The organism is Corynebacterium glutamicum ATCC 13032, from assembly GCF_000011325.1.
Lineage (GTDB): Bacteria > Actinomycetota > Actinomycetes > Mycobacteriales > Mycobacteriaceae > Corynebacterium > Corynebacterium glutamicum.
This window is the reverse complement of record NC_003450.3, coordinates 757529-782627: the sequence shown is the minus strand read 5'-3', so window position 1 is coordinate 782627 and position 25099 is coordinate 757529. Positions and strand designations below refer to the sequence as shown.

The 25099-nt window shown below is 52.6% G+C and carries 11 protein-coding genes; 8 read left to right on the top strand and 3 right to left on the bottom strand.

All coding sequences use genetic code 11. The features are described 5' to 3' along the window. Positions 1–10 precede the first annotated feature (10 nt). Positions 11–469, top strand: coding sequence for a metallopeptidase family protein (locus CGL_RS03705; protein ID WP_003863577.1), 459 nt, complete (start codon positions 11–13; stop codon positions 467–469). A 280-nt stretch (positions 470–749) separates the two neighbouring features. On the opposite strand, the gene CGL_RS03700 is transcribed toward CGL_RS03705, so the two are convergent. The 3 genes from CGL_RS03700 to CGL_RS03690 form a co-directional block, all read right to left on the bottom strand. Further along, positions 750–1064 carry a WhiB family transcriptional regulator gene (locus CGL_RS03700; protein ID WP_003858209.1) on the bottom strand — a complete coding sequence of 105 codons (315 nt, stop codon included), beginning with the start codon at positions 1062–1064 and terminating at the stop codon, positions 750–752. A gap of 389 nt (positions 1065–1453) precedes the next feature. Then, entirely contained in the window at positions 1454–2542 is a 1089-nt protein-coding gene (locus CGL_RS03695; protein ID WP_011013863.1) for a sugar phosphate nucleotidyltransferase, read from the bottom strand. 172 nt (positions 2543–2714) lie between these two features. Beyond that, positions 2715–3614: a glycosyltransferase family 2 protein gene (locus tag CGL_RS03690; RefSeq protein WP_020948530.1), complete on the bottom strand. Its 900-nt coding sequence runs from the start codon at positions 3612–3614 to the stop codon at positions 2715–2717. A 302-nt stretch (positions 3615–3916) separates the two neighbouring features. Between CGL_RS03690 and lcpA the strand changes: the two genes are divergently transcribed. The 7 genes from lcpA to CGL_RS03655 all read left to right on the top strand — a co-directional run bounded on the left by lcpA (position 3917) and on the right by CGL_RS03655 (position 25001). Then, positions 3917–5473 carry a cell wall biosynthesis protein LcpA gene (gene lcpA, locus CGL_RS03685; protein WP_011013861.1) on the top strand — a complete coding sequence of 519 codons (1557 nt, stop codon included), beginning with the start codon at positions 3917–3919 and terminating at the stop codon, positions 5471–5473. Between the two features lie 119 nt (positions 5474–5592). Continuing rightward, the gene (locus tag CGL_RS03680) at positions 5593–8481 is read left to right on the top strand and encodes a DEAD/DEAH box helicase (protein ID WP_011013860.1); all 2889 of its coding nucleotides are present in this window, start codon (positions 5593–5595) and stop codon (positions 8479–8481) included. A gap of 4 nt (positions 8482–8485) precedes the next feature. Continuing rightward, a complete protein-coding gene (locus tag CGL_RS03675) occupies positions 8486–13084 on the top strand; it encodes an Eco57I restriction-modification methylase domain-containing protein (RefSeq protein WP_011013859.1) in 4599 nt (1532 codons plus the stop codon). 7 nt (positions 13085–13091) lie between these two features. Then, entirely contained in the window at positions 13092–19394 is a 6303-nt protein-coding gene (locus tag CGL_RS03670) for a DEAD/DEAH box helicase (RefSeq protein ID WP_011013858.1), read from the top strand. A gap of 30 nt (positions 19395–19424) precedes the next feature. After that, on the top strand, positions 19425–21725 hold the full coding sequence (locus CGL_RS03665) for a 3'-5' exonuclease (protein ID WP_011013857.1): 2301 nt from the start codon (positions 19425–19427) through the stop codon (positions 21723–21725). 106 nt (positions 21726–21831) lie between these two features. Next, positions 21832–24267 carry a DUF262 domain-containing protein gene (locus tag CGL_RS03660; RefSeq protein ID WP_011013856.1) on the top strand — a complete coding sequence of 812 codons (2436 nt, stop codon included), beginning with the start codon at positions 21832–21834 and terminating at the stop codon, positions 24265–24267. 80 nt (positions 24268–24347) lie between these two features. Beyond that, positions 24348–25001, top strand: a complete 654-nt coding sequence (locus CGL_RS03655) for a TIGR03089 family protein (RefSeq protein WP_011013855.1) — start codon at positions 24348–24350, stop codon at positions 24999–25001. Positions 25002–25099 lie beyond the last annotated feature (98 nt).

The following is a 25099-nucleotide window of genomic DNA, read 5'->3' as shown; positions in this document are numbered from 1 at the left end:
ATTTGTTTTCATGCATACGAGAACTTTCCGCAATCGGCACGGACGCGGTCTCCGCGGCCCACTCATGCCCGTCGAAGTTCCCCGCCACGCCTCTAGACGCCAAGCCTTCGACCGCGCAGTCTTAGAGGCCTACTCCCCTCTTTACGGGATTTACCAAAAAGAGCTCAGCAATCTAGACATCGCTGTCGATACCGTTCCTCGCATGCGACTCAGCGCCGACCTTGCCATTCTCCCCGATGAAATCACCGCCGACGGCCCCGTTCCACTTGGTCGCGTCATCCCACCGGCGATCGATACCAAGGGAAACCCCACGAGAGCGCGCATCGTTATTTTCAGAATGCCGATCGAGCAACGAGTCACCAACGCTGTGGAACGCCACGAGCTATTGACTCATGTTCTCACCTCTTTGGTGGCGAACTATCTGAATATTGATCCACGAGACATCGATCCGGGATTCCAGGATCTCTAGCGTGGCCGGTGCACCATGGGCAATTGGGAGACGATTCTGGGCTTCTCCGACGCCAGGCCAGTTTCAATGGCACTCCACCGGAGGTTAACAATCGAGACCAAGAACGATTCCAGCCATTGCCACTTTTGGTCCAGTTCCACCCCATTCAGGCCTGCAGAGTAGCGATCGAGACCAAAGTAGCTCTAAAAACACGCCGGTTTTGGTCTTTTAGAAGCCGGTGCAGCCAAGAACAAAAGCGAACCCTCAATTAATTAAAGGTTCGCTTACTGGTCTTGAAGTTTTACGAAATTTCGCGTTTCAGGCGGCGGCGCTCACGTTCAGAGAGACCACCCCAAATTCCAAAGCGTTCATCATGCTCAAGAGCAAACTCTAGGCATTCATCCCGAACCGGGCAGCCCTGGCAGATCCGCTTGGCTTCGCGAGTTGAGCCACCTTTTTCTGGAAAGAATGCTTCAGGATCAGTTTGCGCACACAGCGCCTGCTCCTGCCATTCTTGCTCAACCGCTCCGAACAGATCATCCAAAGTCATCTCCAGTGCGGTGCGAGTCTGGCCTGCTTTCAACTTTGCAGATACGTCCCCAGCTGAATCTTCCATTACTCGCCCCCCTCTCACTTTCAAAGCTACTTTAAGTCTGTTCTCATCGGGGATGTTGGTCCCCGAGCAGGTTTGGAAAATTTTTCCTTCTCCCAAGCGATTACACACGTGCTGGTACATCGCCGTCAACCGTTACAGAAAAAATCAGCCAAACTTCCGCCGGTTAATTCACAATATTCACACCAGTCACAAAAGCCCTCTCGCGGGGGCATTTTCCGGGGGTACTACATATTGTGTCATTAATCTTAATTAGACAGATTCTGCCACAAGATCAGCACTCCCTACAAGTATAAGCAGTGCTGCATAATCTCCAAAAACCGCTCAACCAAAAACATTTTCGCCCCCGAACGGTCGCTGTGAAAACGCCCGTCCAAAAGGGCTAAAAATGCCTACTGATCAGACGAAAAACGAATTCCGCTGTCTGGGATCACAACGCCTGGGAAGACGCGCATCCCTGCGTTGAGTTCACACCGAGCACCAACCTGTGCGCCCTCGCCAATGATGCAACCGGAGATGTGCGCATTAGCACCGATGCGTGCTCCCGAGGAAATGATGGAATTTTCAATGACCGCACCTGGTTCAATGGTGACGCCGTCGAAAATAACAGTGTTGTCAACGCGGCAGCCGGCACCGATCTCAGTGCCGCGGCCGACTACGGTTCCGCCGAGCAGCAGGACGCCGTCGCGAACGCCGGCGGAGGCGTCGACAAGCGACTCTCCTGTTTTGCCTTCGAGCAATGGGGAGTACGCAATGCCGCGGACCAGGTCAGCCGAGCCGCGGACGAAGTCGCTTGGGGTGCCCATGTCGCGCCAGTAGGAAGCGTCGACGTGGCCGAAGACTCGCTTGCCTTCTTCCAACAGCTGAGGGAAGGTTTCGCGCTCGACGGAAACTGCTCGGCCTGCCGGGATCTGCTCGATGAGTTCCTTCTTGAACACGTAGCAGCCGGCGTTGATCTGATCGGTTGGTGGATCTTCGGTCTTTTCAAGGAATTCGCTGACGCGACCATCCTCATCGGTGGGGACGCAACCAAACGCACGAGGGTTAGCTACGCGCACGAGATGCATGGTCAGATCTGCGTCCTTTTCGCGGTGGGTGTCCAGAATGCTGTTGAGATCCGCACCGGAGAGCACATCGCCGTTGAACACAATCGCAGTATCGTGACGCAGCTTGTCGTAGACGTTTCGGATGCCACCACCAGTGCCCAAAGGCTGATCCTCGACGACATATTCAATTTCCAAGCCCATTTCGGAGCCATCTCCGAAGTATTCCTCGAAGACTTCAGCTTTGAATGACGTTCCCAGCACGACGTGTGTGATGCCTGCGGCCTTGATGCGGGCCAAAAGGTGGGTCAAGAATGGGTGGCCAGCAGTTGGCAGCATTGGCTTTGGAGTATTGACGGTCAGGGGGCGCAGTCGGGTACCTTTGCCACCGACCAAGATGACAGCATCAACGTTTTTGCTGTTGTCAGTTAAAGTCATGTGTTCCTATTTCACTCGTGTTTAGGGTGTCTTTAAGGGGGTACAAATTTGATGACGGCCGCGAAAAGGGTAATTCCGGGGCCGCAGCAAATCCATTTCAGAAAATTAATGTAGATTCACTTTACATTTGCCTGAAATGAGTTGAATTCACCGTCCGGTGGTCGTCGACGGTCTAAGAGGCTTTCGTTCTCATCTTAGAGACACCAACCGCGACTCCGGCTCGTAATTTCAAACCAATTCGCAGAGCCAACCGAATTGGGGCTTGCCACGGCTTCGCGAGGCGATCAGCCTGGAAGCGATACGCGCTCTCGTGGTGTGCGGGCAACATGTTCTCTGGGTTTTTACCCGCAACATGACCTTTCGCGTGGATGATCTGCGCACTTGGGCAAAAGACGTTGGTGAAACCGGCGCGAACCAGCCGATCTCCCAGGTCAACGTCTTCCATGTACATGAAGTAGCGCTCATCAAAACCACCAACTCGATCAAACGCATCCCACCTTAATAACAGGCACGATCCCGACAGCCAGCCAGCAGTGCGCTCAGTGTCCATATCTTCATCGTCACGGTAAGCCGCCGACCACGGATTGGATTTCCACACAGCACCCAACAAAGCGTGACCAATGCCATTCGCCAAAGTGGGTACCGCCCGAGCCGACGGATACGCCGAACCGTCCGCCTCACGGATCAACGGGCCAACCGCTCCTGCTTCAGGGTGACGTTTCGCACATTCAAGCAATTGATCAATAGAGTCTTCGTCAAAAACAACATCAGGGTTTGAGACGAGGAAGAACTCCCCATCGATCTCTCCTGCCTCCCGGCGCGCACGCAACGATCGGGCGGCAATATTAATAGCCGTTCCGTAGCCTAAGTTGCCGCCAGTTGAGAGGAACTCCACGTTGCTGCGTGAGGCTGCTGCCTGCTCAGGAACACCGTCCACAGAACCATTGTCTGCCATCACAACGTGGGTGTCTCGTGAAGTCGCACCAGGCAAAGAATCCAGGAACGACGCCAAGTATTTACCTGGTGAATAGGTCACTGTGATCACAGCGATGGGGGATTTCAAAGTACTCACGAAGCGAAAGCATAGTGGTTTAAGTTTGCAAGAAGTATCCGCCACTCCCGATAACCGATGAGGAAAACACCCTCATATGGCTTAGAATTGTCCAGAACCTATGGTTTTTCATAATTTCATCGGGGCTTCTCGCTTGCCGAGAGGACACCGGCACACAAGCTTTTGAGCACAGTTCAGCAGCCTAAAGTCGCCAAGGCCGCCCCAAGCAGCCAATGGCCGCGTATGAAAACCCCCGCTCCATAAATACAGAACACATACAGAACTTGACCGACAATCTAATTACCGCGAAGGGTTAGCAGCACGTGACTGAAAAGTATCGTCCCGTCCGTGACATTAAGCCTGCTCCGGCAGCAATGCAATCAACTAAACAAGCGGGCCATCCTGTGTTCCGAAGCGTTGTCGCTTTTGTTTCAGTGCTGGTGTTGTTGGTATCGGGTTTGGGGTATCTTGCTGTCGGAAAAGTGGATGGTGTCGCTTCTGGCAACTTGAACCTTGGTGGCGGTCGCGGCATCCAGGACGGCAATGCTGCTGACGGTGCTACCGATATTTTGTTGGTGGGTTCTGATTCCCGTTCCGATGCTCAGGGCAACACGCTGACTGAGGAGGAGCTGGCGATGCTCCGCGCAGGCGACGAGGAGAACGACAACACCGATACGATCATGGTGATTCGTGTTCCTAACGATGGTTCCTCTGCCACCGCTGTGTCGATTCCTCGCGATACCTATATTCATGATGACGATTACGGCAACATGAAGATCAACGGCGTTTACGGTGCGTACAAGGATGCCCGTCGCGCTGAGCTCATGGAACAGGGTTTCACCAATGAGTCAGAGCTGGAAACCCGGGCGAAGGATGCTGGCCGAGAAGGTTTGATCGATGCTGTGTCAGATCTCACCGGCATCACCGTCGATCACTACGCCGAAGTTGGCCTTTTGGGATTCGTCCTGCTCACCGATGCTGTCGGTGGTGTCGAAGTCTGCCTCAACAACGCCGTCGATGAGCCTTTATCCGGCGCCAACTTCCCTGCAGGCCGTCAAACCCTCGGTGGCTCCGATGCGTTGTCTTATGTGCGCCAGCGCCACGATCTCCCCCGCGGCGACCTCGACCGCATCGTCCGCCAGCAGTCGTATATGGCATCGCTTGTTAATCAGGTGCTGTCTTCTGGAACACTCACCAACCCTGCAAAGCTTTCCGCACTTGCTGATGCCGTCACCCGCTCCGTCGTCATCGACGAAGGCTGGGAGATCATGAGCTTTGCCACTCAGCTGCAGAACCTCGCGGGCGGCAACGTCACATTTGCCACCATCCCGGTTACCTCTATCGACGGCACCGGCGATTACGGCGAGTCCGTTGTCACCATCGATGTCAACCAGGTGCATGCATTCTTCCAAGAAGCACTCGGCGAAGCAGAGCCAGCTCCAGAAGACGGCTCCGACGATCAATCTGCTGATCAGGCCCCTGACCTAAGCGAAGTCGAGGTCCACGTCCTCAACGCTTCCTACGTCGAAGGCCTCGCCAACGGTATCGCCGCGCAACTGCAGGAATTGGGTTACTCCATCGCAGAGACCGGCAACGCAGCGGAAGGCCTCTACTACGAGTCCCAGATCCTCGCCGCCGAAGAAGACAGCGCCAAGGCCCTCGCGATTTCCGAAGCCCTCGGCGGCCTCCCCATCGTGGCCAACTCTTCCCTCGACGACAACACCGTCATCGTCGTATCCGCCGGCGATTACGCTGGCCCTACCGCGGAAGCAAACGCCGTGACATCCAGCACCGTCGGCCAGCCCGGTGCGGACGTCGGTGAACCGATTGAAAGCCCCGAGTTCGATGCTGGTGGCGACGGTCCCCGTTGCGTTAACTAAAACCCCGCTTTTCGACGCCTCCCCGCAGCCCACCACCGTGGGCTGCGGGGTGTGGCGTTTTTGCCACAAAGTGGACCGTATTCGCAAATACTTTGTTAAGACGCGTTAATCTTTAACCTATGTCTGAATCAGGTGCGCTAAGTTCTACTGACTCTCTATCCCCGGGTGTCACCATTGAAGTCCGAGATGAAATTTGGCTGGTTACTCACGTTACTCGCTCCACAGATGGTTTTAGGGTTAAAGCTCGTGGTCTCTCTGATTATGTGCGGGACCACGAAGCTACGTTCTTCACCGCACTTGATAAAGATTTGAAGGTCATTGACCCTACCCAGGTCACCGTCAGTCTTGATGATTCCTCCAATTACCGTCGCACCCGCCTGTGGTTGGAGGCCACCATGCGTAAAACTCCGGTACCGCTCTATCAAGAGTCACTTTCCGTGGCAGATCAAATGCTCGCCGATCCACTGGAGTACCAATTAGCAGCCGTGCGCAAAACCCTCTCTAGTGCTAACTTGCGCCCCCGCGTGCTTATTGCTGATGCCGTGGGACTTGGCAAAACCCTAGAAATGGGCATGATCTTGGCGGAACTTATCCGCCGTGGCCGTGGTGAGCGCATTTTGGTAGTCACCCCGCGCCACATTATGGAGCAGTTCCAGCAGGAAATGTGGACCCGTTTTGCCATCCCGCTCGTTCGTCTAGATTCCGTGGGCATCCAGCAAGTGCGCCAAAAATTGCCAGCATCACGCAACCCTTTTACTTATTTCCCGCGCGTGATTGTCTCTATGGATACTTTGAAATCTCCGAAGTACCGCGCGCAACTAGAAAAGGTGCACTGGGATGCGGTGGTTATAGATGAAATCCACAATGCAACCAATGCTGGCACCCAAAATAATGAGCTAGCCCGCACACTTGCGCCTACTGCCGAGGCTCTTATTTTGGCCTCTGCCACCCCGCACAATGGTGATCCAGAATCCTTTAAGGAGATCTTGCGTTTGCTTGATCCCACCGCTGTGATGCCTGATGGCACCATTGATGCCGAAGCTGCACAGCGTCTGATCATTCGTCGCCATCGCAATAGCCCTGAGGTTTCAGGTTTTGTGGGCGAAAAATGGGCTCCACGCAATGAGCCTCAGAACTTCCTGGTCGCTGCGTCAAAAGAAGAAAACGGCGTTGCTGCAGAACTCAACCATGTGTGGATTTCACCAGGTGCGAGCAATCCGATCAAGGATCGCCTCTTCCCCTGGACATTGGTGAAGGCTTTTCTCTCCTCCCCTGCAGCCTTGGGCGAAACAGTGTCCAATCGCCTCAAAAAGGCCTCTGCACCAGAAGAAAAACGCGCCCTAGAAACCCTTTCACAACTTAATTCTGCGATCACCCCGCAGACCTCACAGAAGTACCAATCTCTACTGAGCTACCTCGGTGACATCGGAGTGAAGAAGAACTCCGATACCCGCGTGGTGATTTTCTCTGAGCGTGTCGCTACTTTGCACTGGCTGCAGGAAAACCTCATCCGTGATCTCAAGATGCCACCCAACTCTATTGCTGTTATGCACGGCGGTCTCCCCGACCAGGAGCAAATGCGCCTGGTGGATGAGTTTAAAAAGACGGATTCTCCCATCCGCATCATGATCACCGGCGATGTTGCCTCAGAAGGTGTGAACCTGCATACTCTCTGCCACAACTTGGTGCACTATGACATCCCGTGGTCACTGATCCGCATTCAGCAGCGCAATGGCCGTATTGATCGTTATGGTCAAACCCACAACCCTTCCATCGTTACCTTCTTGCTCGATCCCGCCGAGGATTCCAAAGTAGGTGAAGTCCATGTGCTGGAGAGGCTCATGGAGCGCGAACATGAGGCGCACTCTTTGCTCGGTGATGCCGCATCTCTCATGGGCAAGCACTCTGAGCGTTTGGAAGAAGAAACCATCCGCGAAGTCCTGCGCGGTGCCCAAAACTTTAATGATGCAGTGGCTGATCCAGCGGAAGTCCTAGAAAACCCAGCAGGCCTAGATGATATTGATTGGTTGCTAGCCCAAATCGCCCAAGCCGATGCCAAGGCAGAAACAGAAGCAGAAGCAGAAACAGAAAACCAAACAGCACCAGATGCAGCTTCCAATAGCACGCAGCATGCACAACGCCGGTTGTATGCACAGGAAAGCTCTTTCCTCTATGACTGCCTCCTCGAAGGTTTCAATAACGTACCGGAGGATTCCATCAACCGCGGTGGCGTGGGGTTCAAAAAACACGATAATGACATCGTGGAGCTCACCCCCACCGATGATCTGCGCCGTCGTCTAGATTTCCTCCCGCAGGATTATGTGGCTGCCCGGAAAGTTAAGGAAGATCTCCTACTAGCTTCCACACTGATGCGTGGCCAAGAACGCCTCAACGCTGCGCGCACTGGTGAAGATGGCAGTACCTGGCCAAGTGCCCACTATCTAGGCCCCCTGCACCCAGTCACTTCGTGGGCAGCTGACCGCGCGCTGGCAACCATGCCACGTTCGGAAATTCCGGCGGCTAGTGGCAAAGTCACAGAGCCAACGGTGCTGCTTATGTCCACATTGAGCAATCGGCGTGGCCAAATTGTGTCTCGTTCTTTTGTGGCTTCTTCTGGCCCCTTTGATACTGAGGTGCTGTCCGATCCCATCCAATGGTTACATTCCATAGGCCTCGATGAAACCGCCATTAACCCAGGTACCGCTGCACTCCCCGACGATATTGAGCAGCTTATTTCCCTTGCTGTTCAGGCCGCCCGCGGCGAGATCCGTCCATTAATGATCGCCGCCCGCGCTCAGGCTCAAACTCGCGTTGAGCATTGGGCTAAGCGAGCCGAAGCCTGGAATAACAAACGAAGTGGCGCAGCGTCCACGTCCCGTACCGCGCGAACTGCAAAATTGATTGAGGAGCAGCAGAAATTGAGTAATGCTCTCGAGCCAGACCGTGAACTTATTAGGCCTTTGGCCGTCATTCTTCCGCAGCCCGCAACTTTGAACACCGAGGTTTAACACAATGAGTGCATTTGATTCGATCCTAAATGTTGAAGAGTGGATCAGTGACCACTACCTCACCAATGACGATGCCAAAGGTGCCTCATTTTCCAAGCGGGTGCGCGAGCGCATTAAAGAATGGAAAACCACCGAGGACGCAACCCAGCAGAGTGGCCCTTTAACTCGTTTTTCCAGCAACCGCCTGCAGTTGCAGCATGCTCTTTCTGAGCTTGACGACGCCACCACCGCCGCCAGTTTAGTGGCCTCTGCACTGGGGTATGGTGTCCCCAGCGCGCGCCACGCGCAGCGCGGCTCCGACACAATATCCTATTCCTCTTGGGTGGGAAATGCCGGCAGTGTGGAATTTCTTGCAGCGACTCCCGCTGAAAGCTTTGAAGAGAACTTCCGATCCCTTCCCCTTGAGCCAGTAGCGGTCAATGACAAGCCCCAGGATATCACCGCAGCCAAATTGGTGGGCCAGATTTTCCTTAGTGATACTCCCCCTGCTTTTGTTGTTATCACCGCTGGTAAATGGGTGGTTTTAGCCGAGCGTGAAACCTGGCCTCTAGGCCGCCACCTAGCTATTGATATTTCCCTGGTGGTGGAACGTAATGACACCAAAGCCCAGGGTGAGATGCAGCAGACGGTCGTAGCACTAGCCCGCGAAAATACCGAGCGTGCCGCCGATGGCACCACCTGGTGGGAAGAAACCATTGAGCAATCCCGCGAACATGCTGTCAAGGTTTCTGGCGAGCTACGCAGTGCGGTGCGTGAATCCATTGAAATCCTGGGCAATGACGTGCTCACACGCTATGAAGCTAAAGAGCTCTCCACCGCTGAGATCGACGGTGGCGAGCTAGCTAAGCAATCTTTGCGCTATCTCTACCGCATTTTGTTCCTGCTTTTTGCCGAGGCTTCACCAGAGCTTGAAATCCTGCCAACCGGCACCCCGGAATATGACGAGGGTTATGGCTTGGCACGCCTGCGCGAGCTTATTCTTAATCCCCCAGTTACCCAGCATGCTCGCACGGGCACCCACCTTTATGATTCCCTGCAGCTGCTGTTCACTCTGGTGGATAAAGGCCACCACCCAACAGATGCTAAGGCTGTAGCTTTTGATGCCGAGGCTGGAGAAGAAGGCCTGCACTTCCGCAACCTTTCAGCGGATCTCTTCCTCCCTGCAGCCACAGAACTTATTGATCGAGTTGGTCTTTCCAATGAAGCCCTAAACAAGGTCTTGGAAAACCTCCTGCTCTCCCGGGTGCAATCCGGTAAAGACCGCGGCTTTATCTCCTATGCCACCTTGGGTGTTACCGAGCTTGGCCAAGTTTATGAGGGTCTGATGTCCTATACCGGCTTTATCGCCCAGGAAGATCTTTTTGAGGTTGCACCACATGGCAAAGCCGATAAAGGTTCCTGGATGCTCCCGGTCTCAAAGGCTGATGAAGTCCCTGCCGATAGCTTTATCGAAGTTGATCAAGAAGCCCCTGGTGGCGGCGTAATCAAGGTGCGTAAACGCCACCCGCGCGGATCATTTGTGTTCCGTCAGTCCTCTCGTGACCGCGAACGCTCAGCGTCCTTCTACACCCCACAAGTACTCACCAGCTTTACTGTCACCCAGGCTATTGAAGAACTCCAGGCATCAAAGCGCATCACCACAGCCAATGATGTTCTCAGCCTCACCATCTGTGAACCTGCCATGGGTTCCGGCGCCTTCGCTGTGGAAGCAGTACGCCAATTAGCAGAGCTTTATTTGGAATTGCGCCAAGAAGAACTAGAGCAGCAGATTCCAGCGGAAGACCGTGCCAAGGAACTCCAAAAGGTCAAAGCGCACATTGCGCTGCACCAGGTTTATGGTGTGGACCTTAACAGCACTGCTGTGGAGTTGGCGGAAATCTCGCTGTGGCTAGACACCATGAATGCAGAAATGGACGCACCTTGGTATGGCCTGCACCTGCGTAATGGTAACTCCCTCGTTGGTGCCACCCGTTCGCTGTATGCACCTAGTCTGCTTAATAAAAAAGCCTGGTTAACTGCTACTCCAACCCGCTATCGGCTTGATGATATCGCGCAGGCTATTGATGAAAACAAAGCAGAACCCCTCTTCAACCACGGCATCCACCACTTCCTCTTGCCCTCTACTGGCTGGGGAGCCACTGCAGATGCCAAAGATCTTAAAGATCTTATGGCTACTGAAATCAAGGAGCTTAAATCTTGGCGTACTTCCATCCGTGCGTCTTTGAGTAAAACTCAGATTAAGCAGCTCAATAACCTTGCCCTACGCGTGGAAACACTATGGCGATTTGTGCTGATGCGTATTCGCATTGCAGAATCCCAGATCTCACGTAGCACTACTCTCTGGGGTCAAGAGCCAGCTGAGGTTTCGGAGGTTGTCACACGTGAGCAAATTGAACAAGACCTCTTTGGCAATATTGATGGTGCATATAACCGTCTACGCTTGGTGATGGATGCTTGGTGTGCGCTGTGGTTCTGGCCTTTGGATGCTGTTGCTACCGCTGAGCATCCGGAGCGTCCAGCCCTTCCAGATCTTGATGAGTGGCTAGCCACCCTGACGGAGATTCTGGGTATTGATCTCCCTCTGAAGTCCAAAAACGAAAATCAGATTGTCTTAGGTCCAGATACCAATTGGCTAGCCATTAATGATGCCGAGGCTACTGATCTTGGTTTTTCTGGGGCATTGAGCTTTGAGCGTGTTAGCGCGAATCACCCGTGGATCAATGTTGCCCGCCAAGTGGCTAAACAACAGAGCTTCTTCCACTGGGATCTAGACTTCGCCCACGTTTTTGCCAAGGGTGGATTTGATCTGCAGGTTGGTAATCCACCATGGGTGCGACCAGATGTGAACTTTGAGGATCTGCTTGCTGAACATGATCCGTGGTGGGCTGTAATGAGTAAACCAACCCAGGCATCCAAAAAAGAACGCCAGAAGAATTTTCACAACAATCCTAAGAGCCTCGAACATGTGGTCAGTGGTGCAGGTGAAACCGTGGCTACTTCTGCGATCCTCGGTTCGGTTACTCTCTATCCGCATCTTAAAGATCAACGCCCGGACCTCTACCGGGGCTTTATGGAAAAGACTTGGTCTAATGCCTCCCCGGCAGGTGCGATCTCACTGATCCACCCCGAATCCCACTTCACTGAGAAAAAAGCTGCCCCGCTACGTCGGGGAGCATATGAGCGTCTGCGCCGCCACTGGCAGTTCATTAATGAGTTGATTCTTTTTGACGTCCACGACTTGGTTAAATATGGCGTACATGTCTATGGCGCTCCGCAGGAATCTATTAACTTTTTAAGTGCTGCGTCGCTTTATCACCCACAAACAGTGCTTGATTCACTTGATCATGACGGTTCAGGTAATCTCCCTGGTCTTAAAGACGACAATGGCAACTGGGACCGTCGCCCACACAAGGACCGTATCCAACTGGTCAATGCCGATACTTTGACGGTGTGGAAGTCCATCCTGGAGGATGAACAAACGCCATACTTGGATACCCGCATGGTTTATACCGTCAACACGGAAGCAGCAGCAGTGTTGGAAAAGTTGGCTTCTGCACCTCGTATCAAAGAACTCGGGCTGCAGTTCTCCAGTGGCTGGAATGAAACCACCGATAAGAAAAAGGGATACTTTGACGTTGGTTGGGGCTACCCAGCTTCCTGGTCTGATGCCATTTTGCAGGGGCCGCACCTGGGTGTTGCTACACCAATGATCAAGCAGCCCAATCCGACAATGAAGCATAATCAAGATTGGTCTGAAATTGATTTCGAGGCCATTCCTGCAAACTTCATACCTGCAACGGCGTACCAGCCCGATCGCCAAACAAAGCCCACTTATGATGCTGACTACGGCACCTGGACTTTCGGGGACAAGCAGGTACCAGTTGCAGACACTTTCCGAATTGCATGGAGGGAGATGGCTGCCACCACGGGATTTAGGACTGTCTACCCATCAGTAATTCCACCGGGAGCCAACCATGTGCACACAGTTAATAGCGCTGCATCACGTTCAAACTTAAAAACCATTCTCGTTGGAGCACAGCTTGGTGCAATTCTAAGTGACTATTTTGCTCGGTCCTCGGGTTCAAGCCACATATTTAACGACATTGTTCGCAAGATTCCACTTCCAAATTTCACATCCTTGGAAAAGCAGTTCGCCCGCACATACCTCCGCCTCAACTGCCTGACCTCAGCTTATGCCCCATTGTGGGAAGAGATCACCGGTGAGCCGTGGGATGTTCAGGTGCCTTTGCGCAATGCCGAGCAACGTCGAGCAGCGCAAAACGATATTGATGCCATGGTGGCATTGTCTTTGGGTATTAGTGCTGATGAGCTGTGCATGATTTATCGCACTCAATTCCCAGTGATGCGTAGATATGATCAAGAAGATCATTTTGATGCCAATGGCCGTAAAGTTCCTAAAGAGATCATCAAGCTGCAGCAGAAACTTAAAGATGGCCAAGAGCTCAGCGTGGAAAAGCGCACCTGGGTGCATCCCCAATCAGAAGTGTCCTATACCTTTGAATATCCTTTCCGGGTGTTGGATCGTGAAGCTGATCTGCGTGCTGCATATGCAAAATTTGAAAACCAGCTAAAGGAGCCATAGAGCGCTTATGTCCTCACTCATTCCTGTCCATGCGGCTGGCAGCATTCAAGAAGGCATCACCGAATATTTGACCACCAGTTTTTCCCTTGCGGATAAGCAAGTGGCCACCGAGCTCAAGCGGTTCTTGGGCCACGGTGATTCCGGCATGTTCCACGGGCCTTATGTGCGTGCACGTTTGCCCTATGCTCAGGCACAGGAATGGGAAAATGTGCTGAGTTGGTTACCTGAGAACTTTGTGCCCTATCACCATCAAAAAGCGGCGTTTCAGCGGCTGAGTTCCCTCGATAACCGAGGTAAAGATCGCCGCCCCGATCCCACCTTGGTGGTAACTGGAACGGGTTCCGGTAAGACGGAATCTTTCCTCTACCCGATTCTGGATCATGCCCTGCGCCTGCGGAAACGTGGCCAACAAGGCATCAAGGCGCTGTTGCTTTATCCCATGAACGCCTTGGCCAATGACCAGGCAGATCGTTTGGCGCGGCTCATTCACAATAACCCAGCACTTAAAGGTGTTACCGCCGGTATTTATACCGGTGAAGCCAAGGGCAATCGCACGCAGATGGGCGAAAGGGAGCTTATTAATGATCCCCAAGCCATGCGGGTTAGTCCCCCAGATATTTTGCTCACCAACTACAAAATGTTGGATCAGCTCTTGCTGCGCAGCGTCGACCGCGAAATGTGGCAAAAATCCGCCACCTCTTTGCAGTATTTAGTACTTGATGAGTTCCACACTTATGACGGTGCTCAAGGTACAGATGTGGCGTTGTTGTTGCGGCGTTTGGGGCTCATGCTGAAATCCCAGCAGCCTGCTAATTTTTTGGATGATAGTGCCATGCACCGGCCATTGGGCATTATTACGCCAGTGGCTACCTCAGCAACCTTGGGTTCTGGTGATTCCGGCTCCCCCATGTTGGATTTTGCTTACACCATTTTTGGTGAGCGTTTTCCAGCTGATGCCATCGTCGGGGAAACTCGCCTGGAGCTGGATCAATGGCGCGCAGAAATTGCCCAGAATTTTGGTGCCCCAGCAGTTAGCGAGCCCCGTGAGCTACCCACTGTGGAAGATATTGAGGTGGTTTTAGATACCATCGCCACAGCTCAACATGAGGACGATTATGCACAGCTCTGCTTCCGCGTTTTTTGTGAGAAAGTGTGGCTGTGTGAGGCTGATCTGCACGCAGCGATCAGTGCTTATGCGGCTCATGATTTAACTGCTGCGATTTTGCAGCATGCTGCTGATTCCACCCCGCTTAGCAGGCGTGATCAAGATGAGGTCACTGCCCTTCCGGAGCTGGTATTGGGGGCTACCGCCCGCATCTTAGGTGAGGTTAAAGCTGCGGAATTTATCAGCCATGCACTGGCTGCCATGGCATTTGTGCGCGCGGAATACGGCAAAGTTGCCGCCTGGGGTGCCAAGCGCCTACCTGGCGTCGAAACGCATCTTTGGGTGCGCGAGGTCTCCCGCATTGACCGCGCCCTGGGGGTTGGGGATGAACAATCCATGTTTCGCTGGTCCGATGATGGCCCGGCAGAAGATGCCAATACCCAACAATGGTTGCCGGCGTGTTATTGCCGCAGTTGTGGCCGTTCCGGCTGGATGGTCAGCCTGGAACAAGGCACCAATATCCCGGTGTTGGAAGAACAAAAAATTCGCCTCAACTCCTTTGAACAACCCCATAAACAAAGAGCGCTTCTCGACGCCACCTCTGAGCAGCGCGCAGCCATTGAGCAGGGGCGCAGCGTTGCTGGGCCGCGAGGAGTTGATGGCACCTCAGCAGTGCTGTGGTTCCATAGCGCCAGCAATGAACTCAGCACGCGCCAACCCAGCCCAGAAGAAGAACAATCAGGTTCTTCTATCGCAGTGCTCACCCACTTTGGCCCTGAGGCAGACGATCTCTCCGCCAAACAGACCTGCCCTTCCTGTGGTGATGTTGATTCCATCCGTTATATCGGATCGGGAATCTCTACCCTGCTCTCTGTCTCACTCTCCAATCTTTTTGGTATGGCCGATTTGGATAGCGCTGAGAAAAAGACGCTGGTCTTTGCCGATTCCGTGCAAGATGCCGCGCACCGCGCCGGGTACGTCCAAGCACGTTCCCGCGCTTTTGCCCTTCGTACCTATACCCGGCGCGCAGTGGGTGATAATGAAGTCACCTTGCCATCAATCTCCCGGGCGCTGATGGATAACGCCACCTCTGGGCGCACCCGTTATGAGCTCCTACCCCCTGACCTGACCGATCTTGATATTTACAAACCTTATTGGCACCCCGATGCCAGCAAGGCTGAGCGCCGTGAGGCCTCCCGCAATGTGCATAAACGTTTAAGTTTTGATCTCGCCCTCGAGTTTGGACAACGCGCTGATCTACCCCGTTCCCTTGCGCTGACCGGCGCTTTGAGTGCTTTTGTGGATTTGCCCAAAGGTGTTGCATTGTCCGCGGCTGCCGAAGCACTTTATGCCATCGAAGTTCCCACCTTAGATATTGAGGATGAGAACCTGCGACTGCGCTGGGTGCAAGGTGCCCTGGAACTTTTGCGCGCCCGCGGGGGCATCAACCATGAGTGGTTTGGCGCCTACCTGCGCACCGATGGCAACCCCTATATGCTTAACCGCCGCCAAGCCCGCGCTGAGGGCATTCCCGGTTTTGTCCGCGGTGGTGCACCTGAATTCCCACGTGTAGGTTCCGCACTTTCCGGATCCCTGCGTTCCAGCACCGGCACCACCCCGCTTGGTAGCCCGCGCGGACGTTATGCGTCCTGGACCTCGCAGGTGCTTGGCATCAGCACCCACGATGCCGCCACCGCCATCACAAAGCTTTTCGACGCTTTAAGCAACCGCAGCATTCTCTCCTCAATATCTACCGACAGCGGCGGAAAAATCTACTGCCTCGAGGCCGAACGCATCCGTATTTTTAGCGAAGACCATCCCGAAGTTCTGGAATGCAGCGTGTGCCATGCCCAAACTGGTGTAACTGATCATGTGCGTGAACTTCTTGATGGCGCTCCGTGTTTTAGCCCTAGTTGTGGGGGCGTTCTCCATACCGAGGAAGTAGAAGACAACTACTACCGCAGGCTTTATTCCGCAATTGAACCGCGCACTGTCATTGCCCGCGAGCACACCAGCATGCTCAAGAAAAAAGACCGCCTCGCACTCGAACAATCCTTTAGAGGTGGAGAAGGCTCGGCCAAACAATCCCCCGATGCGCCCAATGTGTTGGTAGCTACGCCAACGCTGGAAATGGGTATTGACATCGGCGATCTCTCCACCGTGATGCTTGCGTCTTTGCCAACATCAGTGGCCAGTTATGTACAGCGTGTTGGTCGTGCCGGGCGCCTCAGCGGAAACTCGTTGGTACTCGCCGTGGTGCGTGGCCGCGGTGTCACATTGCCTCGTCTTAACCAACCGCTCTCCATGATCAAGGGAGCTATTACCCCACCAGTTGCGTATCTTTCCGCCAGTGAAATCTTGCACCGCCAATTCTTGGCATATGTGATCGACTGCTTAGATACTCGCGCCGAACTGCCAAAACTCGAAACAGCAATTGATGTTTTTGATAATGCCGCCGGAAAAACACCTTTGGTTGCATTACTCAAAGCGCAGATTCACGCAGGCCTAGATCCTTTGCTGGAGGAATTTGTACGCACCCTCAACATGCAAATCAGCATTGATAATATTTTCGAACTGCGCACTTGGGCATCTGGAAATAGCACAGACTCCCTCCTCGCGCTGCTGGAAACCTCCCAAAAAGAGTGGATGGAAGAACGCCGCAGCCTTACCGCGCGGCGGGGAGAACTCGAAAAAATCTTTGACAAACTAGATGCGCGCAATGATGCACATGATGAAGAGCTAAAGGAAGAAAAACGTAAAACCGCAGCTTCCCTTAAAGCCGTCAAACTTCAAATCCGTGATCTACTTGGTGAATTCTGGATCGCTGCTTTGGAGCGTTATGGTCTCCTGCCCAACTTCACCCTGGTTGATGATTCCGTAGAACTTAATGTGGCGGTTACTTCGTTCAACCCCCAGGAAGTGGAATTTGATACCAAGAATCATGCCTACTCGCGTGGGATCTCTGCAGCGCTTTTTGAGCTCGCTCCCGGTGCGACCTTTTATGCCCAAGGAATTGCTGCCAAAGTTGATTCCATTGAGATTGGTGAACATGGCTCTGCCATTGAGCAATGGCGGTTGTGCCCCGTGTGCTCGCACTCCGAAATCCTCCAGCCGGGTGTCTCTACACCGGGATCGTGTCCTACCTGTGGCTCCCCCGCCTTTGCCGATAAGGGACAAATCCTAGAGGTAGTGCAAATGCGTAAGGTTTCCTCCGCAGTGGAGAAAACTCGCGCTGCCATTAGCGATGACCGTGAAGATCGCTTTAGCACCCGCTTTAACCAGCACGTCAGCTTTGTCGTTCCACCAGATGGCCATGGAAAATCCTGGTATTTGAATGATGGTTTTGGCATTGAGCATCTGCCCAAGGTGGAATTACGCTGGCTGAACTTAGGAATTGGCAATGGCCAAAAGCGTCGGCTCGGTGGCTTTGAAGTCACCAGCCCACTATTTAATGTGTGCCGCCACTGTGGACATTTAGATTCCGAGGCAGGAGCTAACTCACGCTGGGATCACCGACCCTGGTGCCCACACCGTTATGAGCAAAAAGAAGATACCGTATCTTTCGCTTTGGGTCGTACTCTTAAAACCCAAGGCGTGCTCATGCTGCTGCCCGAATATTTTGGCAGTGAAGCCGATTCTATGGTGGTAACCAGCCTCATTGCTGCTATCAAATTAGGATTTCGTGAGGTGTTGGGTGGCGATCCTGACCACCTGGATGTCACCAGTGTGCAGGTCCCCCGTACTTCTGGCGATGGTGCACTTGATGCCCTTTTGCTGCACGATCAGGTTCCAGGAGGCACGGGTTATCTTAACCAATTTGCCGATCCTACAAAGGTTCGTGAACTTATTTCCCGAGCTTGGGAGCGGGTGTCTAGGTGCCAATGCCAGTATGATGAAAGGCTGGCCTGCCCAGAATGTTTGTTGCCTTATACCCGCACTGCCACGCTCCTCCAGACTTCCCGCGCAGCTGCAGAAAAAGCCTTGCGCGCAATTTTGCTCAATAGCTCGCGCCCCGAAGAAATCACTGACCTTTCTGCAGTACCGGACTGGACTTTCTTGGAAAAGCGCCCAGAGAACACTCTTGGCTCTCAGTTGGAACTGCGTTTCCGCGTGATGCTGCGACGCGCCTTAAAAAATCGCCATGCCAAACTTGTGGACCGCGTCAACGGCTCAAACTCTTATGTGGATATTGAGATGAGCTCCGGTGTGCGCTGGCGGATGAGCGAACAAGTTGATCGTGGATATACACGCCCTGATTTCTGGTTTGAACCGCTCAACGGCAACTATCCCACCGTGGCTGTTTTTACCGATGGCGCTGCGTTCCATATCTCTTCAGCTAACTACCGTCTTGATGGCGATATTCAGAAACGGATGAAACTAGCGCTCGATCCAGACAATATTTTGCCGTGGAATATCACTAGCTTAGACCTCGACCGCTTTAGTAATCCCGCTGCACAAGGTGAGGAACCAGCATGGTTTAGCCCCATCGGCAGGCAGCTCAGCAAAGCAAATTTGATTCTTGATCCACAATCAACTGCACTCCTGGCAGCAACGCCTATGGATCAACTCTTGGCATTTTTAGATAATCCCGCGGCATCCTCGTGGAAGGAGTTTGCTCATATCGCTGCTGCTCACATGCTTGGGCATAATCCACAAAAAAATGGCGACGGAATTGTTGGTACCTTCCGCAATAAGATTTCCTTGCGGGCCACCATGGTTAATCGGGAACTGCGCGCCCGCCAATTGTGGCTTGCTCCCACCACTCCAGAAGAGCTGGAAGTGGATACCTGGACTGCCTTCCTCAATTTGGCCAACCTCATGTGGCTGGCACCGGAATCCGTAGACGTAAGCACTAATGGTTCACCGCATAAAATTGATATTGTGCCTGCTCCAGCAGCTCCGCTTGCTGTTGAAGTTCCTGAATTGTGGGCTCCCATCTTGGATGGCTTTACCGCCGATGAAGATGAAGAAGCCGAAGGCGCTTTGCAGATCTTGGCTAAGGAACATGCCCTGGTTCCAGAGACCACCGGTGATGAGCTCTCGAGTATTCCTACGATTGCTACGTGGCCGAGTGTCAAGATCGCTTTGCTCTATGAATCTGATCCCGATGAGCCTTTGGAGGATGATCTCAAAGCTGAAGGTTGGACGCTGCTTTTTGCAAATGACCTCGAGACCTCCGATATTCCCGCTGCCCTTCGTCCCTAGTACACCCAAAGTTTATGAAAGATAAAAATCATGGTTTCTTATAGCGTGCACGGCGCACTAGATATCGACGGCAGCCTCAAAAAACTCACCCTCGATTTCCTCAATAAACTAGCCACCAATCCAGCTTCCCCGGGGCTTCATATTGAGCCCATCAAAAACAGCATCGACTCCCGCGTCCGCACAGGTCGGGTCAATGATCAATTCCGCGCAGTGCTTTTTGAGCTTCACGACGAATTTGATCATCACTTTGTAGTGGTTGGTGTTTATCCCCATGATGATGCCATCACCAAGGCAGGAAAAATCCGCCTTGAAGTCAACTCTGTTAACGGCATTACTCGACTCATCGAGGAAACTACCGTTCCTGCGCAAAAAGACGATCAGGAATCTCGTCGCAAAGCGGAAGAGGCCGCAAAGCGGGCGGAGGAGCAACTCCGGGACGCCGTCGAAGTACCCACCCCAGTGGAGCTGCCCAGCCCTGGTGAGGCGCTCGCACATGCAGGGCACACCCCAGAAGTCCTGGAAGCCGAGCTCGGCATTGACCCGGCTGCCACCCGTATTGTGTTGGAACTTGCCTCAGAGGATGACATCGCAGCAGCGCTTCCTAGCAGCCCGACGTGGGAAAAAGACGCACTTATCGGCCTTGTCGCCGGTTTGAGCATTGAAGATATCCGCGAATCGCTCGCTATCCCCGCACCTTCCACAGAGCCGGATACCCGCAGCGAAGATACCAGGCTCATTGCTGGGCTTAAAACCCCAGCAGCGCAAATGGACTTTGCCTATTTGGATACCCCAAATAGCAATGACCTGCGCCGCGTTATTGAAACTGAAGGTTTTGATAGCTGGCGCGTGTATATCGACCCCAGCCAGCGCTCCTTAGTCACCCGCAACTTCAGCGGATCGGGTCGCGTTTTTGGTGGAGCTGGCACCGGCAAAACCGTGGTGGTAGTCCACCGTGCCAACCGCCTGGTCACTTCTGATGGACACCTTGAGACCGACGATAAGACGCCTCGAGTCCTGCTCACCACCTATACCCGCGGTTTGGCCGATGCGTTGAAATCCTCCATGAACGCGCTTAATCCCACTTTCCCCGAGGCAGAAAAACCCGGTAGTCCTGGCTTGTGGATCAGCGGAATTGATGCCTTGGCAAATAAGGTGGTTGCGCTAGCAAACACCGCCGAACGTGAGGCAGCAACCACTGCTATCTTGGGGCGTGCAGCCGGCAGAATCACCCCATTCATCGGCAACGGCGAACAAGAATTTTGGATCGACGCGATCATTTCCGCAGATCCCGGCGATCTATCAGAAGAAATCAGCAATACTGAATTCCTCGCCCAAGAGTTTGAAACCGTAATCCTAGCCCGCGGAATCACCCAAGAAAAGGACTATCTGCGTGCACCTCGTCCCGGCCGTGGTACCCCACTAAACCGCGTACAACGCAAAAAAGTGTGGGCGATTATTCAGCAATTCATGACTTCCTGTGCGCGCGAAGGAAAGATGTCCTGGCCAGCGCTTTCCTCCATCGCCGCAAACATCCTGGAGCAGCGCGCCGCCGCCGGCCAGGGCCGGCTATTTGACCATGTGCTTATCGACGAGGCCCAGGACTTCCACGCCGGACATTGGCTCTTACTCAGGGCTGCGGTAGCCGAAGGTCCCAATGACATCTTCTTGGCTGAGGATTCACACCAGCGCATCTACGGCCAACATCATGTGCTAAGCCGTTTTGGTATTTCCACCCGCGGTCGGGCGTCTAAGCGACTCACCCTTAACTACCGCACCACCGCCGAAAACCTCAGTTACGCACTTGGCATGCTCACCGGTGAATGGACCGACGCCGAAGGCGAAACGGACACAATTGAGCACTATCGCTCAGCGCGTAAGGGCCCCAAGCCACACCTCTACCAATTTGAATCTGAGACCGACGAGTTCGAAGCAATCGCTGAGCTCATCAAGGTGTGGCAGGACAGGACCACCGATGTACGCATCGGCATTTTGGCACGCACCCGTCCTTTGATCAACCGCGTGGTTAATGCGCTCTCTGAGCAGGGCATCGATGCCGTCAAGACGCAAAATGCCGAACTTGCAGCCCACGAAACTGTCAGTGTAATGACAATGCACGGAGCTAAAGGCATGGAGTTTACCCATGTCATCTTGATCGGAATGGGCCGTGACCTCATTCCTTTGCAATACACCATGCAAGGTTTAGGCGAGGCCGAGCGTAACGACGCCCAACAGCGCGAACGCTCCTTGCTCTACGTTGCAGCTTCTCGTGCACGTGATGCCCTTGTTCTCACCACGCATACTGAGCCTTCGGAGTTGCTGCCGCGGGTTTAGAGCACCAAGTAACTAAAGTTCGAAAGTATTTCCGAACGGTGTCGGCCTCTGCGCATACACTGTATTTTTAAAGAAAATTCTTCTCAATTCTAAGGGTGAATATCCAATGCGTGGTGACGTTCAAAAAATAACCAAGGTTTATGACGGCAAGCACCGAACCTTGGAAATCCCGGTTTATCAACGCAATTACGACTGGACTGAAAAGCAATGTTCACGCCTCTTTGATGACCTCAGCGAAGTGGTCAAAGAAAACCACCGTCAACATTTTTTTGGAGCTGTGGTTGGTAAGCCTCAAGGCAGCTGGACCTGGGTTGTCATCGATGGACAGCAGCGTCTTACAACAATCAGCTTGTTCATGCTTGCGCTGGTACATTCCTTGCGCGCATCTGAAGTTGAAGAAGGTGAGTTTAATGCTGGCTACAACATTGATCTAGCCACATTGATTGAGGATGACTACCTCCGATCCGGCAATGAGGGAAACCTCAAGTTCAAGCTCAAGCCAGTTAAAAACGATAATGAGGCTTATCAAAAGCTCTTCGGCCCAGAATCTGAATTCATAGAGTCCTCAAACCTCACTGCTAATTATCGCTACTTCCGCAATGTCCTTAAGGCAACCGATCTCACCGCAGCTCAACTATGGGAAGCTATCGAGAAACTCAGGGTCATGTATCTTGACCTTGAGGAATTTGATGATCCGCAGCGAATCTTTGAAAGTCTCAACTCCACGGGATTAGAGCTCAGTGAAGCTGATAAGGTACGCAACTTGGTTCTTATGGATCAGGAGCTCAAAACCCAAGAAAAGCTCTATGAGCAGCGTTGGAATCCCATTGAAGTCTGCGTGAAATTTGATACCGACAATTTCATTCGCTGGTACTTAACTCTCAAAACCGCGCGCACCCCAAGAAAGCAAGATGTTTATGAGGAATTCAAGAAATTCATCCGTAACTCCAAGCTCCCGGTCGAATTCATCCTCGACGATATGTACGAGTACGCGAAGCTGTACCGAGATCTCTTAGGTGCCACTACTGGGTTTATAGCTGCCGATAGGTGTCTTAAGCGTTTTGTCCCTGTCATGGGCGATGTGGTTTTGCCTTTTCTGCTGCCTGTTCTCAAAGATGCTAAAGACGGCATCATCACCGAATCAGACTTCCTCGGAGTTCTAAAAGTTCTGGAATCCTATTTATTCCGCCGTTTTGCAGTCGGGGTTGCTAGTAACGCCTTAAGCAAGATCTTCTCCACTGCTTATAGCGACATCAAGAAATTCTGGACTCCAGGGCAAAGTTATAGCTCACTGCTGGCCTACATTCTGAAACGTCGCGATGGTTCCGGGCGTTTTCCCTCCGACAGTGAATTCCGTGAGAACTTCGCAACCAAAAATTTCTGGAATATTCATAACGAAAACAGGCGTTACTTATTTGATTGTCTAGAAAATGCCGATTCCAATGATGTTCGTGACATCCAAACAAGTCTGGATGAAGGATCTCTCTCCATTGAACACATCATGCCACGTAGCCTAAACGATCAGTGGAGAGCTGAACTCGGCCCTGAATATGCTCGAATTCATGAGACTTGGATTAATAGAATTGGTAACCTCACCATCACCGGCTACAACTCCGCCTATTCAAATTCTTCCTATGAGCGCAAGCGGACGATGGAAAATGGATTTTTGGTATCCCCCTATCGCATCAATAATTTCATCAAAAAGCAGAAGCATTGGTCTGAAGAACAGCTAATTGAGCGAACCGAGCTGCTCACTCAAGCAGCGCTGGACTACTGGCCCCTTCCAAAAGAAACCTTCCAGCCACCACAAGCTGTGCTTCCTACAGAATCCTTAGATAGTGATCTTTCTTTCCGCGGACGCGAAATTGTCGCCTTTGAATATGAGGACTACAAGGAAACGGTAACGTCCTGGGCAGACATGCTCCAGAGCGTTCTAAAAGTCTTGAACCAATCCTTCCGCCAGGAACTCATAGCTTTGACCAATGAAGAAATCTGCCTGGCAACTTCAAACAACAGTAACAGCAGTCTCCGTGAAATTGACCACGGGCTTTTTGTAGACACTGGCTCTAGTACGAGTGTAAAGATTGGCTTCCTCCGCAGAGTTTTTACTCAACTGGGGCTAGAGCAGGAAGCATTGGTTTTCACCCTTCGACCACTGGCAAATGATGTAGAACCCCGAGATGATGAACTCGAGGTAGAGGTAGAAAAGAAATATTCCGATTTGACTAAATTCATCCCACAGTTAGAAGAAGCTGAGAATCTCGAGGGGGCGGATACAGAGGTTATTCCTCTCCTCTCAAAGCTCAAGGAACAACTGACAGCCTTTAGCCCGGAGAATCCTCAAGCAGCCCTAGGGGGCCTACCTGTTCCAGAATTCCTCAAACAAAATGTGATTGAACAACTAAGCGCAGAGCACATCCTTGCTGTACTCACTCAACACTTTAATATCGCATCCATGATGGGTGATGACTATTTGCTCGAAGAGCTCAGGTCAGGCCGCTTAAGGGAATTACTGCAGCGTTTAGAGGAATTGGATAGCTAATAGCCGTAGTCGGTGGTCAAACTTTGACCACCGGACTCCCCTTTAAGCACAATCTCTAGCTTTTATTTAGGCTTGGAGTTATGGAACTTCTCTCCCACTTGCTTGCTCTTGATCCTGCCTCCCCTCGTTTGACTGTTTATAACGAGTCCACGGGTGCGCGTTTGGATTTCTCCGCCATCACTCTTGATAACTGGGCGTCCAAGGTTGGCAATATGCTCCTTGAGGAATTGGATCTGGAGGAAGGCTCGCTCATCACTATTGATTTGCCGGTGAGCTGGCAGGCCGCAATGATTATGCTCGGCGCTTTAGCAACTAGTGTTGAGGTCTCTTTTGATGATCCCGAGGCAGATGCCATCTTTACCTCCCTCGATAGATTTTCCCACTACAAGGGCCATAGTGATGTGCTGATTGTCAGCGAGGATCCTTTTGGTCGTGGAGTTGTTGAAGGTGGCGGTGAACTGCCTAATGGTGCCATCGATTTTGGCCCCACAGTGCGTTTTTATGGCGATCAATTCTTCCAGCCTACCCGCACATTGCCGGAAATCATCCAGCATTCTGATGTTCCGGTTGGCGCCAGAGTTCTTGCAACTGGTTGGTCAGATATCGAGTCCTTCAATCACCAGGTTTTAGAACCACTCGCAGTGGGTGGCTCTGCAGTAATTGTGACCGGACTGGCTGATATTGAGCGTTTAAACCAGATTGCAACCAATGAGAAGACAACCCACCGTATCTAGGCAAATTTCGGTTACTACTAATTAGGATGTGCAACCTGACGGAGGTAAACGTCGAAAAGCAATCGAACCTGGATGCGATGGATGCGCCCGCCTGTCTT

Coding starts and splice junctions, on each gene's coding strand:
- CGL_RS03660 (WP_011013856.1), top strand. CDS start 21,832: ATGCGTGGTGACGTTCAAAAAATAACCAAGGTTTATGACGGCAAGCAC.
- CGL_RS03665 (WP_011013857.1), top strand. CDS start 19,425: ATGGTTTCTTATAGCGTGCACGGCGCACTAGATATCGACGGCAGCCTC.
- CGL_RS03680 (WP_011013860.1), top strand. CDS start 5,593: ATGTCTGAATCAGGTGCGCTAAGTTCTACTGACTCTCTATCCCCGGGT.
- CGL_RS03670 (WP_011013858.1), top strand. CDS start 13,092: ATGTCCTCACTCATTCCTGTCCATGCGGCTGGCAGCATTCAAGAAGGC.
- CGL_RS03700 (WP_003858209.1), bottom strand. CDS start 1,064: ATGGAAGATTCAGCTGGGGACGTATCTGCAAAGTTGAAAGCAGGCCAG.
- CGL_RS03705 (WP_003863577.1), top strand. CDS start 11: ATGCATACGAGAACTTTCCGCAATCGGCACGGACGCGGTCTCCGCGGC.
- CGL_RS03675 (WP_011013859.1), top strand. CDS start 8,486: ATGAGTGCATTTGATTCGATCCTAAATGTTGAAGAGTGGATCAGTGAC.
- CGL_RS03695 (WP_011013863.1), bottom strand. CDS start 2,542: ATGACTTTAACTGACAACAGCAAAAACGTTGATGCTGTCATCTTGGTC.
- CGL_RS03655 (WP_011013855.1), top strand. CDS start 24,348: ATGGAACTTCTCTCCCACTTGCTTGCTCTTGATCCTGCCTCCCCTCGT.